We start from the raw sequence: 20,083 nt of genomic DNA, 5'->3' as shown, positions 1-20,083 counted from the left end.
CGTGCAAGCTATTTCCCCATACTTGGAAGGGCATTGAGACAGGCCAAGCCTTTGGCATATGCGCGGCATAGGCGCTAGCCTTTGCTGGCTTGGGCCAGCCATTTCAGCGGCCCAAGGCTTTGTTCACACCCAGGTTGGCCAGTGCATCAGCCCGCTCGTTGCCCGGGTCGCCGTTGTGGCCTTTGACCCAGCGCCAGTCAATTTTGTGTCCCGAAGAGGACACCACGGCGTCGAGTTTTTGCCACAAGTCGGCATTTTTGACAGGTTGCTTGGCGGCGGTTCGCCAGCCCCGGGCTTTCCACCCATGGATCCACTCGGTGATGCCTTTGCGCACATATTCGCTGTCCAAATACAGCGTGACCTGGCAGGGGCGCTTGAGGGCCAACAGGCCCTCGATGACGGCCGTCATCTCCATGCGGTTGTTGGTGGTGTTCAACTCGCCGCCAAACAGCTCCTGCACATGCTGGCCGGACTGCAATCGAACACCCCAGCCACCGGGGCCGGGGTTGCCTTTGCAGGCACCATCGGTGTGAATTTCAACGTGGGTCAAAAGCGTCTTTCTCGGCAGGGGGATGGGCCATGAAGGTGTCGGAGCGGGCTACGGGCGCGGTCGCTGCAGCGGGCGATCGTACCGCGCGCCATTGGCGCGCCGGCAGCAAGCGCCCCCCGGGCACACGTTTGGTGGCCATCAACAGGTAAACACCCCCCAATATCGGCCACCAACGCTCACCCGCGCGCTCCATCCAACCCAGGCGCTGCATCCAGCGCTCACTGCCCAGGGCTGGAGTCCAGCCCCCGAAACGGCTCACCTGTACCTCAAAACCCAGCAGCCGCAGCCAATCGCGCAGGCGTCGATACGCGATCAGGCTCTGCACCGGCGCGCCCCCGACCAGGCGCATGCTGCCGCGCAGCGGCCGCCGTCCCCACAAACTCATGGGATTTAGGCCCGTGATCAGCACCTGCCCCTCGGGAATCAGCACCCGCTCGACCTCACGCAAGCAAGCATGCGGATCGGCCGAGCGCTCTAGCGTGTGCGGCAAGACCACCAGGTCCAGGCTGTCGGCTTGCCAAGGCCAAGCGCGGCTGTCCAGCCACACGTCGAGGCCATCCTCCGGCGGTATTGCAGGGGTCGGGGACTGCGGCGGCTGCAAGTTCTGCAGCGCTGGCGCGCACAAGGCCTTGTTCGATTGAGGCCATTCGAACTCGGCACCCGCTTGCCAGCGATGGGGCATTCGGTTGTGGCGCAAAGCCTTCAGCTCTGGCCAACCCAGTTGCACCGCGTGATAACCGAAGACATCGGCCAGCAGCGCATCGGCCTGAGCCTGCTCCCAAGTCAGCAAGCGCGAAGCCACCGGCTGACCCAAATGGGACAGCCAAGCGGGCGTGGGGTGCTGGCTTTCTATAATCGTAAGATCCATGAAACTCATTGCCCTGCCCGCTTTCGCAGACAACTATATTTGGTTGTTGCACACCGATCGACATGCCCTTGTGGTGGACCCCGGCGACAGTGCGCCCGTGCTGGCCTGGATGCAAGCGCACCCAAGTGTGCAGCTGGACACGATTCTAGTCACGCACCACCATGCCGATCACACCGGCGGCTTGGCCGAACTGGTGGCCCGAAGCGGAGCACGCGTTCTGGGCCCCGCCCTCGAGCAAATGCCCGTGCCCACCCAAGGCCTGCAACAAGGCGACTGCTTTGACTGGCATGGCCTGCCATTTCAAGTCCACGAAGTGCCGGGCCATACTTTGGGTCACATCGCCTTTTGGGGGCAGCCCACGGGCCAGGACCCACTGCTTTTTTGTGGCGATACGCTGTTTTCGGGCGGCTGTGGCCGGTTGTTTGAAGGCACGCCGGCCCAAATGCTGGACTCGCTGGACCGCCTGGCCGCTTTGCCAGGGGCCTCGCGAGTCTGCTGCGCCCACGAATACACCCTGTCCAACCTGAAGTTTGCACTGGTCGTCGAACCCGACAACTTGGCGCTGCAAGACCACTGGGCGCATTGCACGCGTCTGCGCAGCCAAACGCTGCCCACTTTGCCTGTGGCGCTTCACACCGAACGCGCCATCAACCCTTTCTTGCGAAGCCGCCAGGCCTCTGTGGCTGCGGCTGTGCGCCAGCATGACCGCCTGGCCGTGGATGATGTGACCACCTTTGCAGCCCTTCGCCAATGGAAAAACGACTTCCGATGAACCCGACTGCCCTTGCCCCGGCCCGCATTATTCGCCTCAGCTGGGTCTTGCTGCTGGCGGCTTTCTTATCTGGATGCGCCACCTCGGTGCCTACCCCGCAGCCTCCCATGGAGCGCCTGCCTGCGGCCGAGGCAGCGCCCACAACGCCCACACCCGCCGCCTTGGCGCTGCCGCCGGTGCCACCCGTGCCCCCGGTGCCTGCCACCGTGACAGGCCCTGTGGTGCCTGTGGTGCCTGTGGTGCCTTTGGCGCCTGCGGTGACCGAAATGAGCGAGGAGCGGCCGGTCGCCCTCAAGCCCCATGCCATTCTCGGCCTGCAAGAGCAAATCGACATCTGGGAGCGCATACGCCGGGGCTTTGCCATGCCCGACCTGAACAACCCCCTGGTCCGTAACCGCGAACAGTGGTATGCCAGTCGGCCCGACTACATGCTGCGCATGACCGAGCGCTCGCGGCCTTACCTGTTTCACATCGTTGAGGAACTGGAGCGGCGCAAGATGCCCACCGAGCTGGCCTTGCTGCCCTTCATCGAATCGGCCTTCAACCCACAAGCCGTGTCCAGCGCCAAGGCTGCGGGCATGTGGCAATTCATGCCGGCCACAGGCAAATATTTTGACCTGAAACAAAACCTCTTCAGGGACGAGCGCCGCGATGTGCTGGAGTCCACCCGTGCGGCACTCGATTACCTGCAAAAACTTTACACCCTATTTGGCGACTGGCACCTGGCCCTGGCCGCTTACAACTGGGGCGAAGGCAGCGTGGGCCGGGCGCTGGCTCGCAACAAGGCGCAAGGCTTGCCCCTGACCTACAGCGACCTGCGCATGCCCGACGAAACGCGCAACTACGTGCCCAAACTGCAAGCGGTCAAAAACATCGTGGCCCAGCCCGAAGCCTTCAAGACCGAGTTGCCGCTGATCCAGAACCACCCTTACTTCAAGAGCGTGACCATCGAACGGGACATCGACGTGGCCATAGCCGCCAAACTGGCCAACGTGAGCCTGGAAGACTTCAAGGCTCTGAACCCGGCCATGAATCGCCCCGTGATTTTGGCGGCAGGCACGCCGCAGATCTTGCTGCCCTGGGACAACGCCACGGTGTTTCAAACCAACCTGCAAGCGCATTCAGAACGCCGCCTGTCCAGCTGGACGGCCTGGCAAGCACCTCGCACCATGCCGGCCGAAGAAGTGGCCAAGCAAGTGGGCATGTCGGCAGAGCAACTGCGCAGTGTCAACGGCATTCCGGCTCGCATGCTGGTCAAGGCCGGGTCCACTTTGCTGGTGCCGCGCCAAGGCAAGCTGGACAACGATGTGACCGAGCACCTGGCCGACAACGGCCAACTGCTGCTGGCCCCCGAGTTGGTGTTGCGCAAGATCACGGTCAAGGCCCACCAAGGCGATACGCTCATGCGTCTGGCATCACGGCACGGCGTGAGCGCCACCAGCGTGGCAGACTGGAACCGGCTCAAACCGAATGCCACGCTGACCAACGGACAAATTTTGAGCATTTATGTGCCGGCCAAGGCCTCCCGAAAGTCAGCGCCTCAGCGCAGCAAAGCACCCGCCAAAACCGCTGCGCGTTCTGACAAGCGTTCTGACAAACCTACAGCCAAAGCTGCACCCAAACGCTGAACACAACATCTTTTGCCCAACACCTTGGGGCAGTTGGACGATCCGCCCATGTCGCCGCAGATCATGCCAACCGACGGCTTTTGGACTTTTGCGCAAAAACATTGGTGAATGTGCGCTCAGGCACCAACTGTCTGGACCCGTAAGTGCCGATCAACTTGGCATGCACACGCCAGGCATGCGTCACATCTTCGCTGCGCACAAGCCCGTCCACGGCATAAGACTCACGCAGTTTCTCAAACGCGCCAAGGTAGATCGCCCGGTCGCCCATCCAATGAACCGCAGGAACGGCTCGCAATATATCCGTCAAGCCGGCGGTCTGCAGCCATTTCAGGGCCTGCACCACGCCATCGCTCAGCGCCTGCACCCGATCGGGATACTGCTGCAGGAAATCCACATGCGCCAGCAGGCTGGCCCCCGGCACCGAGCTCCCCATCAACTGGCGCGTGCCCTGCAAGGTTCGGGCATCGCCCAGCAATCGAATGTCATTTTTTTGCTCCAGCCAATGCATGACCGGATCTGGATTGCACAGAGCATCGATGCTGCCGCTGCGCAGCGCCTCGATCACCCCCTGCGACGAACCCACTGGCACAAACACCACGTCCTCCGCTGTCAAGCCTTGTCGCAACAACCATTGACCAGCAGTCCAGTGGGTGGTCGAATCCAAAGCCGAAATACCCAAACGCAATCCCCGGATGTCTGCCCCTGAGCGCCAGGCCATGCCGCCACGCGTGCTGCCCCCTATGCTGACCTGAGGCGTTCGGCTCATTTGCACAAAACTTTGGTAGTTGAGCCCCTTCAGGTGCAGGCCAAACAGGTGTTCATAAGCCCCAGCCACCACATCGGCCTGCCCCGACAGAGCCAGGCTCAACGCCTTGGCGCCCGACTCCTGTGGCAGCCACTCCAGTTGCACACCCGCCTGCCGAAAAAAACCCAGCCGATCGGCCAGGGTCAGCGGCAAGTGGTACAGGCTGTGGCTCGCGGCCAAGGCCAAGCGCACGCGTGGCAAAGCACGACTGGCCTCAGAGGGCGGGGCAGCGGGTGCTTGCGCTGAGGCCAGCGAGCCAACGGCTGCCAGCAACAGCGAACGGCGAAGGGCTTGGGCTGAATTCACCCGCATCACTCCTGGAGAAAAATGGACACAAGCCCAGCTTAATCAGGCGCAGCACAACGCGCATCGGGATTGATCCCGATCGGGTTTTTACGTAATGGATTACAGGTCATTGACAAACCGAAAAACCACCGACTTACAGCTCAGGGGCTGTTCAGCGCCGCAACTTAATTGACCCATCCAACAAGGTCAGCGTCGGTCGACCAAGGCGTGGGCGATGGTACCCAAGTCCACGTATTCCAGCTCGCTACCCGCGGGCACACCCCGGGCCAGTCGCGTGACTTTCAGCCCTTGCTGGCGAATCATTTCAGAGATCACATGGGCGGTGGCCTCGCCCTCGGCGGTGAAATTCGTCGCCAAGATCACCTCGGTCAACACCCCATCGCCAACACGTTGCTTGAGCTTGGCCAGGCCAATGTCGTGCGGGCCGATGCCGTCGAGCGGGCTGAGCTTGCCCATCAGCACAAAGTACAAGCCCCGGTAAGTGCCCGTGCGCTCGATGGCCGACTGGTCGGCCGGGGTTTCGATCACGCACAAGACGGTGCGGTCTCGGGCACTGTCCAGGCAGGTGTCGCACAACTCGGCCTCGGTGAAGGTGTGGCAGCTCTCGCAGTGGCGGATTTTTTGCACCGCATTGTCCAAGGCTGCTGCCAATTGCCGGGCCGTGGCCCGGTCGTTTTGCAGCAGCTGAAAAGCCATGCGCTGGGCCGACTTGATGCCCACCCCCGGCAAGCCCTTGAGGGCCTGCACCAATGTGGCAAGGGCGTGGGTGTCGGCCATGTTCAGGCGATCAGAAAGGCAGCTTCATGCCTGGGGGCAAACCGGCGGTGAGCTTGCCCATTTTTTGCTGCGAGACTTCTTCGGCCATGCGCACGGCGTCGTTGAAAGCGGCTGCCACCAAGTCTTCCAGCATGTCCTTGTCGTCGGCCAGCAAGCTGGGGTCGATGGTCACGCGGCGCACGCTGTGCTTGCAAGTCATCAGCACCTTGACCATGCCAGAGCCGGCTTGACCTTCCACCTCGACGAAGGCGAGTTCGTCTTGGGCTTTTTTCAGGTTGTCCTGCATGGCCTGGGCTTGTTTCATCAAACCAGCGAGTTGTCCTTTGTTGAACATGGGGTTTCCTTCAGTCAGAGTGGGTATGGGGGAGGTAAAAAATCAGATGATCTGGATGCTGCCGGGCACGATTTTGGCCCCGAAGTCGCGCACCATGGCCTGGACCAAGGGGTCGTTTTGAATGAGCTCTTGTGCGGCCACCATCTTTTCGGCGGCCTTCACGGCCAGGCGTCGTGCGGGGCTGTCGGTCACGGGGCCGACTTCGATGCCCAGTTTGACATCGCCATGGCCGGCAGCCAGCAAAGCAGCTTGCAAACGCTCACGGCTGGACGGGTGGTTGAGCGTCTCGCGCTCCACGCGCAGTTGCCAGTGGTCAGCGTCGCGGGCCAACAGCTGCGACTGCAGGGCCAACTCGCGCACCAGAGCCGTGATGGCCTCTTGCGCCATCAGGCCTTGCACCACCTCCAGCCAGACATCGCCCTCGGGCGTGGCCTGCACAGCCGGCGGTGCGGACAGCGTGGGCACATCGGCGCGTCCAGACGGGGCCTCGCGCACCGGCAAAACGCGCAGAGCGGGAGCAGCTTGACGAAGCTCGGGCACAGCAGCGAGTTCCACAGGCGTGTGGATGGCATGGACATCGGCGTAGTCGGTGGTGTCGGGCCAGTCCTCCCAAGGGGGCGGCTCAGACAGGGTCGGCTCGGCTTGCGCATGGCCGATGACAGGATCGGCGGGTGGCGCTGACGGCACAGGCCTGGCCAAGGGAGCAGCGATGGGTGCAGCGATGGGTGCAGCGATAGGTGCTGCAATGGGAGCAGCCATGGGTGGCGTGACCTGGTTGGGCGGGGTGGCTTGCGGGGCTGGCTTGGGCTGCGGGTCGGCAGCGACTGGCGCGGCAGCTCGGGCGGGCTCAGGGGTGGCCCGAGGGCTGGTCAGCGGGCTTTTTTTTTCCGCCGATCCCGCCTGGGGCTTAAAAGCCAGCAGGCGCAGCAGCACCATGGTCAGGGCCGAGTATTCGTCCGGGGCCAGGCCCAGCTCGTTTCGCCCGTGCAGGCACAGGCTGTAAAGCAATTGGGTTTCTTCGGCGGGCATGGCAGCGGCCAGCTCGGCCAGGCCCTGCGTGTCGGGGTCGTCACCGTCTTGCGCCATGCTGGGCACCATTTGCATCACCGCCATGCGCTGCAGCAGCATGGCCATGTCTTCAAGGGTTGCAGCGGCCGACACGCCTTGCAGGCGCAGGGCGTTGACCTGGTTCACCACCGCCGCGCCATCGCCTTCGGTCAAGGCACGGATCATGTGCAACACATGGCTGCGGTCCACACTGCCCAGCATTTGGCGCACGCCCGCTTCTTGCACCAAACCATTGCCAAAGGCGATCGCTTGGTCTGTCAGGCTCAGGGCGTCGCGCATGGAGCCGCGGGCGGCGCGGGCCAAAAGGCGCAGAGCCAGCGGTTCGGCGCTGAGTTGTTCGGCGGCCAGCACTTGCGTCAGGTGTTCAAACACCGTCTCGGGGGCCATGGGCCGCAAGTTGAACTGCAGGCAACGCGAGAGCACCGTCACCGGCACTTTTTGCGGATCGGTCGTGGCCAACACAAATTTCAAATACTCAGGGGGTTCTTCGAGGGTCTTCAACATCGCGTTGAAAGCATGCCCGGTCAGCATGTGCACCTCGTCGATCATGAAGACCTTGAAGCGCCCCTGCACGGGTTTGTAAACCGCCTGCTCCAGCAGGCTTTGCACCTCGTCCACGCCCCGGTTAGAAGCCGCGTCGAGCTCGGTGTAGTCCACAAAGCGCCCGGTATCGATGTCGCGGCAGGCCTGGCACACGCCACAGGGCTCGGCGGTGATGCCGCCCTGCCCGTCAGCGCCCTGGCAGTTCAGCGACTTGGCCAAAATGCGCGACACCGTGGTCTTGCCCACGCCCCGGGTGCCGGTGAACAAATAAGCGTGGTGCAAGCGTTGTTGCACCAAAGCATTGGTCAAAGCCTGCACCACGTGCTCTTGCCCCACCATTTCGGTGAAATTGCGGGGGCGGTATTTACGCGCGAGGACAAGGTAAGACATGGAATTGGATTCTATCGGGCCGGGGCGCTGGTTCTGGCAAGGTGGTTCCGACAAAATTCCTGACCCAGGGGCAAAGCCACGGCCAGCTCGCCTACAATCGTTCTCGACGGGCCTTCCCGCATGGTGAAGCGGCCAACCGGGTCAGGTGGGGAACCAAGCAGCCCTAACTGTGAATCCAGTGCCGGGGTCAAGGCTCGTCACCTTCTTTCAACTTTTTCCTTGTTGGACCCACACCAAGGAAAAATCACCCGCTTGATGGACGATTTATCCCTCAGCTTGCCACGATGAAGCGTTTTCTAATCGTCCTCGTTGCTCTGTGCTTGAGCTCATGGTCCATGGCGCAAAGTGATTTGCCTGCATGCCAGGGAACTGACACCACCAAATGGGACCAATGTATTGGCTCCGAGACATTCAATGTGGATGGCAAGATGGTCTCCCGGTATACGGGGGAATACGCGAACGGCTCCTTCCATGGTCAGGGCGCCATGAACTTCGCCAGCGGGTTGCGGTTTGTTGGGAACTTCAAGGCGGGTCTTCGTGAAGGCGAAGGGGTTGAGTACAACAAAGATGGCGGTGTTATTCGCTCAGGAAACTGGGAAGGACCGCTGAACAGGGCTTGGCCGATTGAAAACAACCGCTACCCCTTCAATTGGGAGGCCAATCTCGTTTCGACTGCATCTGCATTCGGAGATACGGCCCGAAACAAGCTTGAATCTTCACCCCTTGCGCCTGTGACAAACGTGAGCTACTCGGACATCGGAAAATGTCCTGTCAATTTTCGCTTGTTCTTCACTGACGGCAATCAAGCCTGCTTGACTGATTTTGGGCTGGCTGATGCCGTGCTCACAGGGACCCAAAAAACGGTCAAGAACTCACTGGACTCTCGCCCAGGCTCGATGCATATCACCACAGGCAATGCGAGTTGTCCTGCGTTGAGCAGCTATTTTGCTTTAGCAACAACCACCGGTTCCCATTCCGTCAATCGTCCACTAGTTCAGGGTGAATCCAAACAACGTTGCCAGCGCTTATTGGCTGACGAGGGCGTCAAAGAAACCCCAGACTGTCAATGCACCGAACTGATGGCCAACGGTAAAGTGGCCATGACCCGCGACGGTTTGCGCAACTTGGATGCGCGTTGGGCACGCCCTTCAACACCGCCCTCGCCGATGGCCGCGCCATCCCCACCCGCTCCAACAAGCGCGGTCACCGCCAGTCTGGCCACACCGCCCAACTTGCCGGACAACAGGCCTGCACAAGGTCAGAAAATTGGACAAGACCCACAAAAATCAGAGCCTTTGTCCGTTGGGTCTGTGACAAACGTGCGCTACCCGGACATCGGGAAATGCCCTGTCAACTTTCGTTTGTCCTTCACTGACGGCAGCCAAGCCTGCTTGACTGATTTTGGGCTGTCTGATGCCGTGCTCACAGGGACCCAGAAAACGGTCAAGAACTCACTGGACTCTCGCCCAGGCTCGATGCACATCACAACTGTCAACGCGAGTTGTCCGGCGTTGATCAGCTATTTTGCTTTGGCAAGAGGCACCGGGGGCGGTCTACCTGGTCCATCAGTTCAGATTGAATCCAAACAACGTTGCCAGCGCTTATTGGCTGACCAGGGCATCAAAGAGACCCCACAATGTCAATGCACCGAACTGATCACCAACGGCAGCGTGGCCATGACCCGCGACGGTTTGCGCAACTTGGATGCACGGTGGGCACGCCCTTCAACACCGTCCTCGCCGATGGCCGCGCCATCCCCAACCGTTCCTCCAAGCGCACCAACCGTCAGTCTGCCCAACCTGCCCACTCCGCCCAACTTGCCGGACAACCGACAAGCTGAAAATCAGAAGACGGCACAAGAGTTGGCGCAATTGGAGCAGCGTGTGCAGCAGGAGCGCTCCGACCGATTGAGGGAGTTGGCCGACGCCACGCAGGCCAAACGCGAGCTGGAAGATCGGCTGAGATCCGAAGCGGCTCTGCGCCAGCAAGAGCGCCAGGCACGCGAGTCCTCCGAGCAAAACATCAAATTAGATAAAGCTGAGCGCGATAGGCTTGCCGCAGAAAATGCACGTCTGCGCGCTGAGCTGGAGGCGGCCCGACAAACCAACGTCAAGCCCAATATGGCGTTTCGAAAGGCTCTGGTGATTGGGATTGACAACTACAAACATATCTCCCGTCTCGCAACGGCACGGGAGGATGCCCAAGCCATGGCCCGCTCCCTGACCACGGCCGGCTTCACCGTGTCTCAGTACCTCGATATCGGGGAGAAAGACATGCGGGCTGCGCTGCGCAAATTTGCCGCGGAGGTGGAGGGTGGCGATGAGGTGGCCTTCTTCTTTGCAGGTCATGGTGTTCAGCTTGGCGGCTTGAACTACCTGATCCCGATGGATGTCTCGGGCGAGAGTGAAGGGCAGTTGCGCGAGGATGCAATACCACTACAGCGCATTCTCGACGACATGAACGACAGAAAGGCCAAGTTGACCTTGGCTGTGATCGATGCCTGTCGCGACAACCCCTTCCGCGTGGCAGGCCGCAATATTGGCAATGTATCGCGGGGGCTGTCTCCCACCACGCCGGCCACCGGACAAATCGTCATTTTCTCTGCCGGTACTGGACAGCGGGCTCTGGACACCTTGGGCCCTCAAGACAAAGACCGCAACGGGGTTTTTACCCGTGTTTTTGCGCAGGAAATCCGCAAACGGGGTGTCACCATCGACCAAGTGGCCAGAACCGCAAGAACAGAGGTCGTACGGTTGGCCAGAAGCATCGGGCATGAGCAAGTTCCCGCCATCTATGACCAGCTGGTCGGAGAATTCATCTTGATGAAATGAAGTGCTGCTGGCGCGCTCAGGGGTGCGATCAATAGCCTGGACTAATTGGTGGTAGTTCAAGTCATCATCTGAACAGCGAATTCGAGTCTTCAATCTCGACATCAAACTTGGTCAACGCCCATCAACGGGTGATCATCACGATCTGCTCTGCGGCAATGCTCACTTCAAATTCAACCAGTTCACCGCCGGTCTGGAGCTTTGGAAAGCCCAAACCCACCACGTTGAAACGTCCAGGTTTGGCAGCAGGCACAGCGCCTTTGGAGAGAGCACCATCCCCGCGGGTCAAAGGCTTGCTTCCGTCGCAGACTGACACAAGAGCGGTCTCCGTCAATTCAACGGCTCGCACGCCGGCCAATTCTGATTTCTTCTTGACCGACAAGAGACGCCCCGCTTCATCCAAGAGGCGCACCGTTGAAAACTGAGGTGCCCAGCCTCCGGCATCCATGCGCCCAGCGGTAATACAAGTCGATGCCTGCACGCCATTTGACAAAAGACACGCCACTGCGGTCGACAAAAAAATCGACTTGAAGAGAAGATTGTTTGTGAATGCGGTCATCAGATATTCCGATCAAAAAGCACATTTGCATGCATCTTAAGTGACGGATAACAGCGGTCTCAGGACAAAGCCTGCGAGAGTTCGAAACATTCTCAAAAAATTCTTCCCCTTAAGGGCAGCGATGTCGTGTGCCGTGGAGTGACCGGAGCATCACGCCGCAACCGCCGTCTTAGCCCGGCGGCGGCACATCGCGGCCCAAGATGCGCTGCCCCAGCCATTTCAAACCCGCCCCCACGTCCATGCGCCGGCTTTGCTGCTGCGCCACGGGGTGAGCTTGGCCAGCTTGCAGTGGTGGGCCAATGTCAAAAGAAAACACATAGGCGGGCTCTTGCCCCATGCGCAAGTCGGTGACCACCAATTTGCCGTTTTGGTCAGCGACCTTGTAAAAACCGTCGGTGAAGCGCGCCAGGCGCTGCAGCTGGGGGTGATCGGCGTTTTGCGCCGCCAAGCGGGCACCGCGATCGTGGGCCACAAAGCGCATCGGCCTGTTGCCGTCCATCAGCGCATAAAACCCTTCGTGCATCCGCTCACCATCGAGCGCCACCACGCGCCACAGCAAGGTGCTCAAGGGCGCAGGCGTGACCAGCAGTTGCTGACTGGGCAAGCCCTGCGCCTGCAGCGACTCGCGGGCGTGCTGCGTGACCATGGCCTGGCCCAGCGCGCTCCAGGCCAAATAAGCGGTGCTCAAGCCCAGTGCCCAGCCATTGATGCGCAAAGCCCTGCCCACGGGTTTCACACGAAAAGCGGCCACCACCCCGACCAGCAAGGGCAGTGAATACGCCGGGTCGATGATGAACATGCTGCCCAGGCCATAGGCCTCGTCGCTGAATGGCTGAAACACCTGGGTGCCATAAATCGTCATCAGGTCCAGCAAGGGGTGGGTGACCAGCGCCAGCATGAGCGCCCACCACCAGCGGCCATACAAGCGGGCCTGGTGGTGGATGCGGCTGACCAGCCAGGCCATGGGGAAGGCAAAGAGCGTCAGCAACAACAAGGCATGCGTCTCGGCACGGTGCCGAATCATGTTCAGAATCGGGTCGCCGTGGTCGAGCAACACGTCCAGGTCGGGCAGCAAACCTGCCACACCGCCCCATACCGCCGATTTCCAAAGCGCCGTGCGACGCCCCATGACGGCCACGCCGATCGAGGCGCCCAAAAGAACTTGTGTAAGGGAATCCATGGATTTTTTTGGAAATTTGACGCAGGCCAACACAATAGCGGCTTTGGCAAGGCCTGTGGCCTACCGGGTCGAACCGACTCAGCCTCAAGCAGTGATGCCCCCAATGCGCTGAAGCCCTTGGCTTGGCGAGATAATGTGGACTGTTTGTGTTTTGCACCTTGACCGAGCCTTTGCCATGACCACCACCGCCACCTCCTCCTCTGTCGCTCACACCCAGATTCCTCCAGTCATGGCTTGGACCGATTCACTACACACGGGCGACGCCCGCATGGACGAGACGCACCGGGAATTCACGGACATGATCAACCAGATTTTGGCAACGCCTGAAGACGCGCAGCTGCCAGTTTACAAAGCGTTTCTGGCCCATACGGTCGAGCACTTTGAACAAGAAGAGCGCTGGATGCTGGCCACCGGTTTTTCGGCCGACAACTGCCACGCCGAACACCACGCGACCATTTTGGAAACCATGCGCGTGGTCGAAGCCCATTACCTGGACAGCGACAAAACCATCATCACCCGCATGGCCGAGGCGCTGGCCGAATGGTTTCCCGGTCACGCGGGCAGCATGGACGCGGGCCTGGCGGCGCACCTGAAGTCGGTGGGTTTTGACAGCGAGAGCGAAACCCTGGCCGACCCTTTGGCCATCCAAAACGTGACCATGTCGGGCTGCGGCAGCGTCAGCTGCAGTTAAAACTCAGCTGAAAACATTTCTTGCATGGGCCGTGCCCTCATTCGAGTTTGATGCTGGCGGCCTTGATGACCTGCGCCCATTTGTCGATTTCTGCCTTTTGAAAGTTCATCACTTGCTCTGGCGTCATGACCGATGGCTGCATACCCAAGCCTTTGATGCGTTCTTGCATCTCGGACGATTGAATGATCTTGAGGATCTCCCCGTGCAACCTGTCGACAATGGCTTTGGGCGTGCCGGCTGGCGCAAATAAGGCCTGCCAGGACGCCACTTCAAAGCCTTGCGTTCCAGGCCAGCCGGATTCTGCCACCGTGGGCACATCGGTCAAAGTGTCTGTCAGGCGTCTCGATGAAGTCACCGCCAGCGCTCTGAGCTTGCCACTTTGGATATGGGCCCCCGCCACCACCGTGGTGTCGAACATGAAGTCCACTTGTCCGCCCATCACATCTTGGATCGCGGGCGCACTGCCCTTGTAAGGGACATGGGTGAACTTCACATCACCTTTGAACGCCAACAACTCTTGGGCCAAATGCTGAGATGTGCCGTTGCCCGCCGATGCACCGGTCAGCTTGCCCGGGTTGGCTTTGGCCGCCGTCATCAAATCACGCAGTGTTTTATAGGGACTGTTGGCGGCCACCACCAGCACCACAGGGTTGGTGCCATACAGATAGACGGGTGTGAAGGACTTGATCGGGTCGTAGCCCAGTTTGGGGTAAAGACTCACATTGATCGCGTGCGAGCTGATGGTGCCGCCCAGCAAATGGTGTCCATCTGCTGGGGCGCGGGATGCCACTTCAGAACCCACACTGCCGCCTGCGCCGCCTCTGTTTTCAATCACCAAGGTGGTGCCCAGCGCCGTGCCCAGTTTTTGCGACACCAGGCGCGCCAGGATATCGGTCGTCCCACCCGCCGGAAAAGCCACCAGGTAATTGATCGGCTTGGAAGGCCAAGCTGCCGTTTGGCTGAAAGCCGTTGGGGCCAACAGGCCTGCGGCGCAAGCCACCGAGGTTTGCAGAAAATATCGACGCTGTGTCATGGAGGTCTCCTGGTTGATGTCTTAGGTGATGGGGGCCGGATTGAACAACACCAATGCATTGTGCAGCTTCCAGTGTTCGGCCCAGGTTTTGCGGCCACTGGCCACGTCCAGCAGCATGCGAAACAGCGCCCAGCCCATGTCTTCGATGCTGAGGCCTTCATCGGCGATGCGCCCCGCATTGATGTCCATCAGGTCATGCCAGCGCCGGGCCAAATCGCTGCGCGTGGCCACCTTGATGACGGGGCACTCGGCCAGTCCGTAAGGCGTGCCACGCCCGGTGGTGAAGACATGCACATTCATGCCCGCCGCCAACTGCAGCGTGCCGCAAATGAAGTCGCTGGCTGGTGTGGCCGCAAACACCAAGCCCTTTTGGTCGGGCCGCAACTTTTCGCCCGGCGCCAACACATGCGAGATCGCCGCCGTGCCGCTCTTGACGATGGAGCCCATGGCCTTTTCGGCGATGTTGGACAAGCCGCCCGCCTTGTTGCCTGGCGTGGTGTTGGCGCTGCGGTCTACCCGTCCGCGTTCCAGATAACGGTCGTACCAGTCGAGCTCGCGCACAATGGCCTGGGCCACTTCTGGTGTCGCAGCGCGCTGCGTGAGTTGCTCCACCGCATCACGCACTTCGGTGTTTTCGCTGAACATCACGGTGGCCCCAGCGCGCACCAGCAAGTCAGCCGCAAAGCCCACCGCCGGGTTGGCGGTGACCCCAGAAAACGCATCGCTTCCGCCACACTGCACGCCCACCACCAAGTGGCTGGCGGGCACTGTCTCGCGCCTTCGGGCGTTCAGCCGCTCCAGATGCGGACGCGCGCTTTGCACGATGCTGTCCAGCATCGACATGAAGCCCACATGCTGCGCGTCTTGCAGGCAAACCGTGTCGGGCCCACCCGCAGGGTCACGCGCATCGGTGATCGGGAAACTGCCGGGGGGCAGCAAGCGCTCAGGTTGCAGCTTTTCGCACCCCAAACTGACCACCATAACCTCGCCCCCAAAATTGGGATTCAAGCTGATGTTGCGCAAGGTCCGGATCGGAATGATGGCGTCGGGCGCGTCGATGGCCACGCCACAGCCGTAGCTGTGCTCCAGACCCACCACGTCGTCCACATGCGGGTACAAGGGCAACAACTCGTCCTTGATGCGGCGCACAGCTTGTGACACCACACCCGCCACGCACTGCACGGTGGTGGTGATGGCCAAGATATTGCGCGTGCCCACCGAGCCATCTGCATTGCGGTAACCCTCAAAGGTGTAACCGGTCAGTGGCGCTTGCACAGGCGCCGCCACGGTGGCCATGGGCAGGCCCTGCAACTCGCGGGCAGCCGGCATTTGCAGCAAACGCTCGTGCACCCAGCGCCCCGCTGCGATGTCTTGCAAAGCATGTCCAATGGGCACGTTGTAGCGCCGCACCACGTCGCCTTGCGCCAAAGCCACGAGCGCCACTTTGTGGCCCTGAGGCACTTTGTCCAGCAAGACCAGGCCCCCTTCAAGCAGGGTACCGGCAGGCAACCCGCCCTCATTGACCACAATGGCCACGTTGTCGGCCGGGTGCATGCGTACCAAACGCGGCTGAGCGGCGGATTTCGTTTCGCTCATGCCAGTATCTCCACCCAGTTCGGGCCCTGCCCCACCGGCAGGCGTTGGCGCAGCGTCAATTGGCCCGTCTCGCGGTCGATCTCATAACGGCTAAGGTGTTGTGACAGCTGGCCCACCACCAACAAGTGTTGGCCTGTCGCATCGATGGCAAAACCCCGGGGCTGGGCTTCAACCGCCGTATGCCCTCTGGGTAAGATGTGACCCGTGACCGCGTCTACAGCGAAGTGCGCCAGGGTGCTGGAAGTTCGCTCGCTGGTGTACAGATAACGCCCATCGGGCGTGAGGTGCAAATCTGCCGCCCAAGGGTTGCCCGTGAAGCCCGGCGGCAAAATGTCCACGCTGCTTTGCACGCTGCTCAATCGACCCTGCTGGGCGTCCCAGGCCAGCACGTCCACCGTGCCATCCAGCTCATTGAGCAGATAAACAAATCGGCCTGCTGGGTCAAACCGAAAGTGCCGAGGCCCTGCACCAGCCCGTGCATGCCAAGTGGATGCAGGCGTCAGGCGGCCTGTCTCGGCATGGAATGCGTACACCATGAGTTCGCCACTGCCCAGGCTGGTGGCCAAGACATAACGGTTGCAAGGCGAAGCCACGATGGCGTGGGCATTGGGGCCCGTGGGCACCACCTGCTGCACAGCGCCCACAGTGCCATCGGGCTGCACCGGGCTCACGGTGAGCTGGTGCCCGGGGTAGGAGGCGGCCAGCAAAAATCGCCCTGCGGTGTCAGTGCCCACATAGGCCATGCTGGCAGGCAAAGGCGACTCACCCACCCGGCGAAGATCACGGCTTTGCGGGTCAATGGCCAGACTGACCACCGCCACCGGATCGCTGCGGCGGGCCGCATACAGCATGTGCTGCGAGGGGCTGATGGCCATGGGCATCAGGTTGCCGCCCACGGGCACGGTGTTTTGCAGCTGCAGCTCACCACGGGCCGCCATGTGCAGCACCGAGATGTCACCGCTGTCGGCATTGGAAACATAAACATGGGCCATGGGGTCACATTTTCTGAAAATGGTTCAAAAGCTGCGCCGTCAAGCCTCAAAACCATAAAGCTGAGCAGGGTTGTCAACCAAGATGCGTTGCAGGTCAGCATCATGCGCAACCCAATTGGGCAAAAGGTTCAGCAAGACGGCATTGGAGGGCACTGGGTGTTGGTTGGGGTGGGGCCAATTGCTTGCCCACAAGCAGCGCTCGGGGTAATGGGCGGCCAGATAACGCGCCAGCAAACCCACATCATCGTAATGCGGCGCGCCCTGGCACGAAGTCTCATAAGGTGCAGACAGTTTGACCCACACGCGGCCCGTGTCCAGCAAACGACAAAGGTCCTGAAACGCCGGGTCGTCTGTGCCTGCAGGGGGCACCAGAAATTTCCCGGTGTGATCGATCACCAACGGCACGTTCAGGCTTTGCAAAAGCGGCAAGCGCTGCACAAACTCGCAGCCATTGAACTGCACATTCAAATGCCAACCCCAAGGCCGCACCTTGTCTGCCATGGGGGCCAGCGCGTCCCAGCCCAACAACCCGCCTGGGAACATCATCATGCGAACACCCCGCACCCCCGCAGCATGCAAAGCCTGCAATTCGGTGTCGCTCACCTGCACCGGCACCATGGCCACAGCGCGGGCGCGACCGCCCATGCTGGCCACGGCGGCCAAGGTGCAGCGGTTGTCAAAACCATAGCCCGTGGGCTGTACCACCACCACACGCGTCAAACCCAGCGCTGCCTGGATTTGGGCATAGTCATTCATGGGCGCATATGGCGGCTTGAAAGTGGCCGTGGACGCCAAGGGGTAGGCCTCGTCATAGGCGTGGATGTGGCAGTCACAAGCCCCCGGGGGCACAGAAAAAGAAACGGCGGTCATGGCGTCACCCGATCCAACCAACGTTGCGCATGTGCCGGATTGACCGCGCCGTGGGGCATTCGCCCTTGCAAAATGTCTGTCGTTTGCACCACGGTTTCCAGCGCCTGATGGGCAATGGCCTGGGGTGTCAAACCGCCCACATGGGGCGTGGCGATCACACGGGGGTGCCGTGCCAGTTCGGGGGAAGGCATCTGGTCAGCGGCACGGCCCACATCGAGTGCGGCACCTGCCAAAAGGCCTTTGTCCAAGGCGTGCAACAAAGCCTGCTCGTCGACCAGTTGGCCGCGCGATGCGTTGATGAAAAACGCCGTGGGTTTCATGAGCGACAAGGCTTGGGCATTGATCAGGTTTTCTGTTTCGGGCGTCGCCGGGGCCAGGCACACCACATGGTCTGCACGGGCCAGCAGTTCATTCCAGTCCACCGATTGCACGGCCGGGTCTTTCGGCACCAGATAAGGGTCGTACACACACACCCTCATGCCAAAAGCCTGCGCCAATCGGGCCACATGGCGACCGATTTCGCCATACCCGATGATGCCCACACAGGCACCCCGCAGCTCAAGCCCCATGCGGGGCTCTACAGTCTGGCCTTGACGGTAAGCAGCCGTGGCCGCAGTGATGTGGCGACTCAAATCGATCATGACGCCCAAGACCCATTCCGCCACAGACGGGCCAAATCCGGGGCTGGCGCGCGTGACCAGTACGCCTTGACGGCTGGCCGCCGCCACATCGATGGTGCGAATGTCGACGGCGCAGCGGACAGCTGCCAGCAAGCCTGGCACAGCGGCAAAAAAATTAGCATCCAGCGCCGTCTGCCGGTAGGCAATCAACACTTCGCAGCCTTGGGCAGCTTCCGTCAGCTCGGCGGTCGACCAATCATGCGCATCGGGGTTCAGCTTGACGCGGGCCACTTGCCGCAAATTGGCCAACGCCTGCTCACCAAAATAGGTGTGCAGGCGCGGGCTAGGGTGGGTGACCAGCACCGTGGGCAAGGCCATGGCTGCTTTTTTACAGGCCCATGCTGCGAGGCAGCCACAGTGAAATTTGCGGCACATACGTGACCAGCACCAGCACGAACAACAGGATCACAAAGAACGGCTTCATGGCCCTGACGACTTGCTCGATCTTGAGCTTGGCCACCGCACTGCCGACAAACAGCACCGCCCCCACGGGTGGCGTGATCAGCCCAATGCCCAAGTTGACCATCATGATCATGCCAAAGTGAACCGGGTCCACCCCGATGGTTTTCATGACCGGCAACAAGATCGGGGTGAGGATCAGGATCAAGGGCGCCATGTCCATCAAGGTGCCCAACACCAGCAGCATGATGTTGACGCACAACAAAATCACCCAAGGTTCGCTGCTCAAGGCCGTGAAGAGCGCGGTGATCTTCAGCGGAATCATCATCAAGGTCATGATGTAACCGAAGCTCGCGGCAAAGCCAATCAGGATCATCACGATCGTGACGGTCTTGACAGTTCGGTGCATCAGCTTGGGCAGGTCTTTCCACTTGTAATCGCGGTAAATGAACATGGTCACAAAAAAGGCCCACACCACGGCGATCGAGGCCGATTCGGTGGCCGTGAATACGCCACTCAAAATGCCGCCCAAGATGATGCCCATGGTGGCCAGCCCCCACAACGCGTCAACACAAATCTTGAGGGCTTCCTTCAGGGGAATCACGCGTCCTTTGGGATAGTTTTCGCGGCGCGCCACATACAGGCAATACATCGCCAGGCTAAAGCCGAGCAGCAACCCGGGAAACACCCCGGCCATGAACAATGCCGCCACCGACACCGTGCCCCCTGCAGCCATGGAATAAATGACCGCATTGTGGCTGGGCGGGATCAGGATGGCCTGCACCGAGCCACTCACCGTCACGGCCGTAGCAAAAGGCCGGGGGTAACCGTTTTTTTCCATCTCAGGGATCATGACCGAGCCAATCGATGCTGTGTCGGCCACCGACGAGCCGGAGATGGCCCCGAAAAATGTGGAGGCCAAAATATTGACCAGCGACAAGCCGCCGCGCACAAAACCGATCAGCACACCGGCAAACGCCACCAAGCGCCGCGACATGCCGCCCTCGGCCATGATCGCGCCCGCCAACACAAAACAAGGAATGGCCAACAAGGAAAATTTGTTGACGCCGCTGGCCATCTGGATCATCACCGCATCCAGCGGCAAGTCAATCCACAAGGCCCCCAACAAGGCCGCCATGCCCAAGGCATAAGCCACAGGCATGCCCAACAACATCAAGACCACAAAACTGCCAATGAGAACCAATGCATCCATG

General features: G+C 60.8%; 18 protein-coding genes and 1 other RNA gene. 5 read left to right on the top strand and 14 right to left on the bottom strand.

Translation table 11 applies throughout. The features are described 5' to 3' along the window. Positions 1–103: 103 nt before the first annotated feature. Together rnhA and B9Z49_RS05255 are read right to left on the bottom strand one after the other, a co-directional pair. The gene (rnhA, locus tag B9Z49_RS05260; protein ID WP_108352382.1) at positions 104–550 is read right to left on the bottom strand and encodes a ribonuclease HI; all 447 of its coding nucleotides are present in this window, start codon (positions 548–550) and stop codon (positions 104–106) included. Then, a complete protein-coding gene (locus tag B9Z49_RS05255) occupies positions 537–1,418 on the bottom strand; it encodes a class I SAM-dependent methyltransferase (RefSeq protein ID WP_108352381.1) in 882 nt (293 codons plus the stop codon). The genes rnhA and B9Z49_RS05255 overlap by 14 nt, the downstream gene beginning before the upstream one ends. Here B9Z49_RS05255 and gloB point away from each other — a divergent pair. Together gloB and B9Z49_RS05245 are read left to right on the top strand one after the other, a co-directional pair. Further along, on the top strand, positions 1,417–2,190 hold the full coding sequence (gloB, locus tag B9Z49_RS05250; protein WP_108352380.1) for a hydroxyacylglutathione hydrolase: 774 nt from the start codon (positions 1,417–1,419) through the stop codon (positions 2,188–2,190). The two genes, B9Z49_RS05255 and gloB, sit on opposite strands and share 2 nt — an antisense overlap. Next, positions 2,169–3,818: a transglycosylase SLT domain-containing protein gene (locus B9Z49_RS05245; RefSeq protein ID WP_233254515.1), complete on the top strand. Its 1,650-nt coding sequence runs from the start codon at positions 2,169–2,171 to the stop codon at positions 3,816–3,818. Before gloB ends, B9Z49_RS05245 begins: the two co-directional genes overlap by 22 nt. A gap of 61 nt (positions 3,819–3,879) precedes the next feature. On the opposite strand, the gene B9Z49_RS05240 is transcribed toward B9Z49_RS05245, so the two are convergent. The 4 genes from B9Z49_RS05240 to dnaX all read right to left on the bottom strand — a co-directional run bounded on the left by B9Z49_RS05240 (position 3,880) and on the right by dnaX (position 8,041). After that, entirely contained in the window at positions 3,880–4,929 is a 1,050-nt protein-coding gene (locus B9Z49_RS05240; protein WP_233254514.1) for an ABC transporter substrate-binding protein, read from the bottom strand. Positions 4,930–5,115: 186 nt separating this feature from the next. Continuing rightward, complete coding sequence (gene recR, locus B9Z49_RS05235) at positions 5,116–5,706, bottom strand: recombination mediator RecR (RefSeq protein WP_108352377.1); 591 nt, start codon at positions 5,704–5,706, stop codon at positions 5,116–5,118. Positions 5,707–5,716: 10 nt separating this feature from the next. Beyond that, positions 5,717–6,040 (bottom strand): YbaB/EbfC family nucleoid-associated protein, encoded by a 324-nt coding sequence (locus B9Z49_RS05230; protein WP_100117600.1) that lies wholly within the window; start codon positions 6,038–6,040, stop codon positions 5,717–5,719. A 42-nt stretch (positions 6,041–6,082) separates the two neighbouring features. Continuing rightward, on the bottom strand, positions 6,083–8,041 hold the full coding sequence (gene dnaX, locus B9Z49_RS05225; RefSeq protein WP_108352376.1) for a DNA polymerase III subunit gamma/tau: 1,959 nt from the start codon (positions 8,039–8,041) through the stop codon (positions 6,083–6,085). A gap of 105 nt (positions 8,042–8,146) precedes the next feature. On the opposite strand from dnaX, the gene ffs reads away from it, so the two are divergent. Continuing rightward, an RNA gene (ffs, locus tag B9Z49_RS05220) (signal recognition particle sRNA small type) lies at positions 8,147–8,243 on the top strand. 877 nt (positions 8,244–9,120) lie between these two features. Continuing rightward, positions 9,121–10,872, top strand: coding sequence for a caspase family protein (locus B9Z49_RS05215; RefSeq protein ID WP_158273425.1), 1,752 nt, complete (start codon positions 9,121–9,123; stop codon positions 10,870–10,872). Between the two features lie 121 nt (positions 10,873–10,993). On the opposite strand, the gene B9Z49_RS21510 is transcribed toward B9Z49_RS05215, so the two are convergent. Continuing rightward, positions 10,994–11,428, bottom strand: a complete 435-nt coding sequence (locus B9Z49_RS21510) for a hypothetical protein (RefSeq protein ID WP_146188466.1) — start codon at positions 11,426–11,428, stop codon at positions 10,994–10,996. A 169-nt stretch (positions 11,429–11,597) separates the two neighbouring features. Then, on the bottom strand, positions 11,598–12,608 hold the full coding sequence (locus B9Z49_RS05200) for a metal-dependent hydrolase (RefSeq protein ID WP_108352372.1): 1,011 nt from the start codon (positions 12,606–12,608) through the stop codon (positions 11,598–11,600). Positions 12,609–12,783: 175 nt separating this feature from the next. On the opposite strand from B9Z49_RS05200, the gene B9Z49_RS05195 reads away from it, so the two are divergent. Further along, positions 12,784–13,299 carry a bacteriohemerythrin gene (locus tag B9Z49_RS05195; protein WP_108352371.1) on the top strand — a complete coding sequence of 172 codons (516 nt, stop codon included), beginning with the start codon at positions 12,784–12,786 and terminating at the stop codon, positions 13,297–13,299. Between the two features lie 37 nt (positions 13,300–13,336). Here the strand turns inward: B9Z49_RS05195 and B9Z49_RS05190 are convergent, their stop codons facing one another. Genes B9Z49_RS05190 through B9Z49_RS05165 form a run of 6 tightly spaced genes read right to left on the bottom strand, consistent with a single transcriptional unit; the run spans position 13,337 to position 20,082 of the window. After that, positions 13,337–14,332, bottom strand: a complete 996-nt coding sequence (locus tag B9Z49_RS05190; RefSeq protein ID WP_108352370.1) for a tripartite tricarboxylate transporter substrate binding protein — start codon at positions 14,330–14,332, stop codon at positions 13,337–13,339. A 21-nt stretch (positions 14,333–14,353) separates the two neighbouring features. Then, complete coding sequence (gene garD / locus B9Z49_RS05185; RefSeq protein ID WP_108352369.1) at positions 14,354–15,928, bottom strand: galactarate dehydratase; 1,575 nt, start codon at positions 15,926–15,928, stop codon at positions 14,354–14,356. Next, positions 15,925–16,920 carry a beta-propeller fold lactonase family protein gene (locus tag B9Z49_RS05180; RefSeq protein ID WP_108352368.1) on the bottom strand — a complete coding sequence of 332 codons (996 nt, stop codon included), beginning with the start codon at positions 16,918–16,920 and terminating at the stop codon, positions 15,925–15,927. Before B9Z49_RS05180 ends, garD begins: the two co-directional genes overlap by 4 nt. A gap of 39 nt (positions 16,921–16,959) precedes the next feature. After that, on the bottom strand, positions 16,960–17,790 hold the full coding sequence (locus B9Z49_RS05175; protein ID WP_108352367.1) for an amidohydrolase: 831 nt from the start codon (positions 17,788–17,790) through the stop codon (positions 16,960–16,962). After that, positions 17,787–18,782, bottom strand: a complete 996-nt coding sequence (locus tag B9Z49_RS05170) for a hydroxyacid dehydrogenase (protein ID WP_108352535.1) — start codon at positions 18,780–18,782, stop codon at positions 17,787–17,789. The genes B9Z49_RS05175 and B9Z49_RS05170 overlap by 4 nt, the downstream gene beginning before the upstream one ends. A 16-nt stretch (positions 18,783–18,798) precedes the next feature. Continuing rightward, positions 18,799–20,082 carry a TRAP transporter large permease gene (locus tag B9Z49_RS05165; protein ID WP_108352366.1) on the bottom strand — a complete coding sequence of 428 codons (1,284 nt, stop codon included), beginning with the start codon at positions 20,080–20,082 and terminating at the stop codon, positions 18,799–18,801. Position 20,083: the final 1 nt, after the last annotated feature.

The organism is Limnohabitans sp. 2KL-51 (assembly GCF_003063645.1).
Taxonomy (GTDB): domain Bacteria; phylum Pseudomonadota; class Gammaproteobacteria; order Burkholderiales; family Burkholderiaceae_C; genus Limnohabitans_A.
Note: the sequence above shows the minus strand (reverse complement) of the source record. Positions and strands in the feature narration are given on the sequence as shown.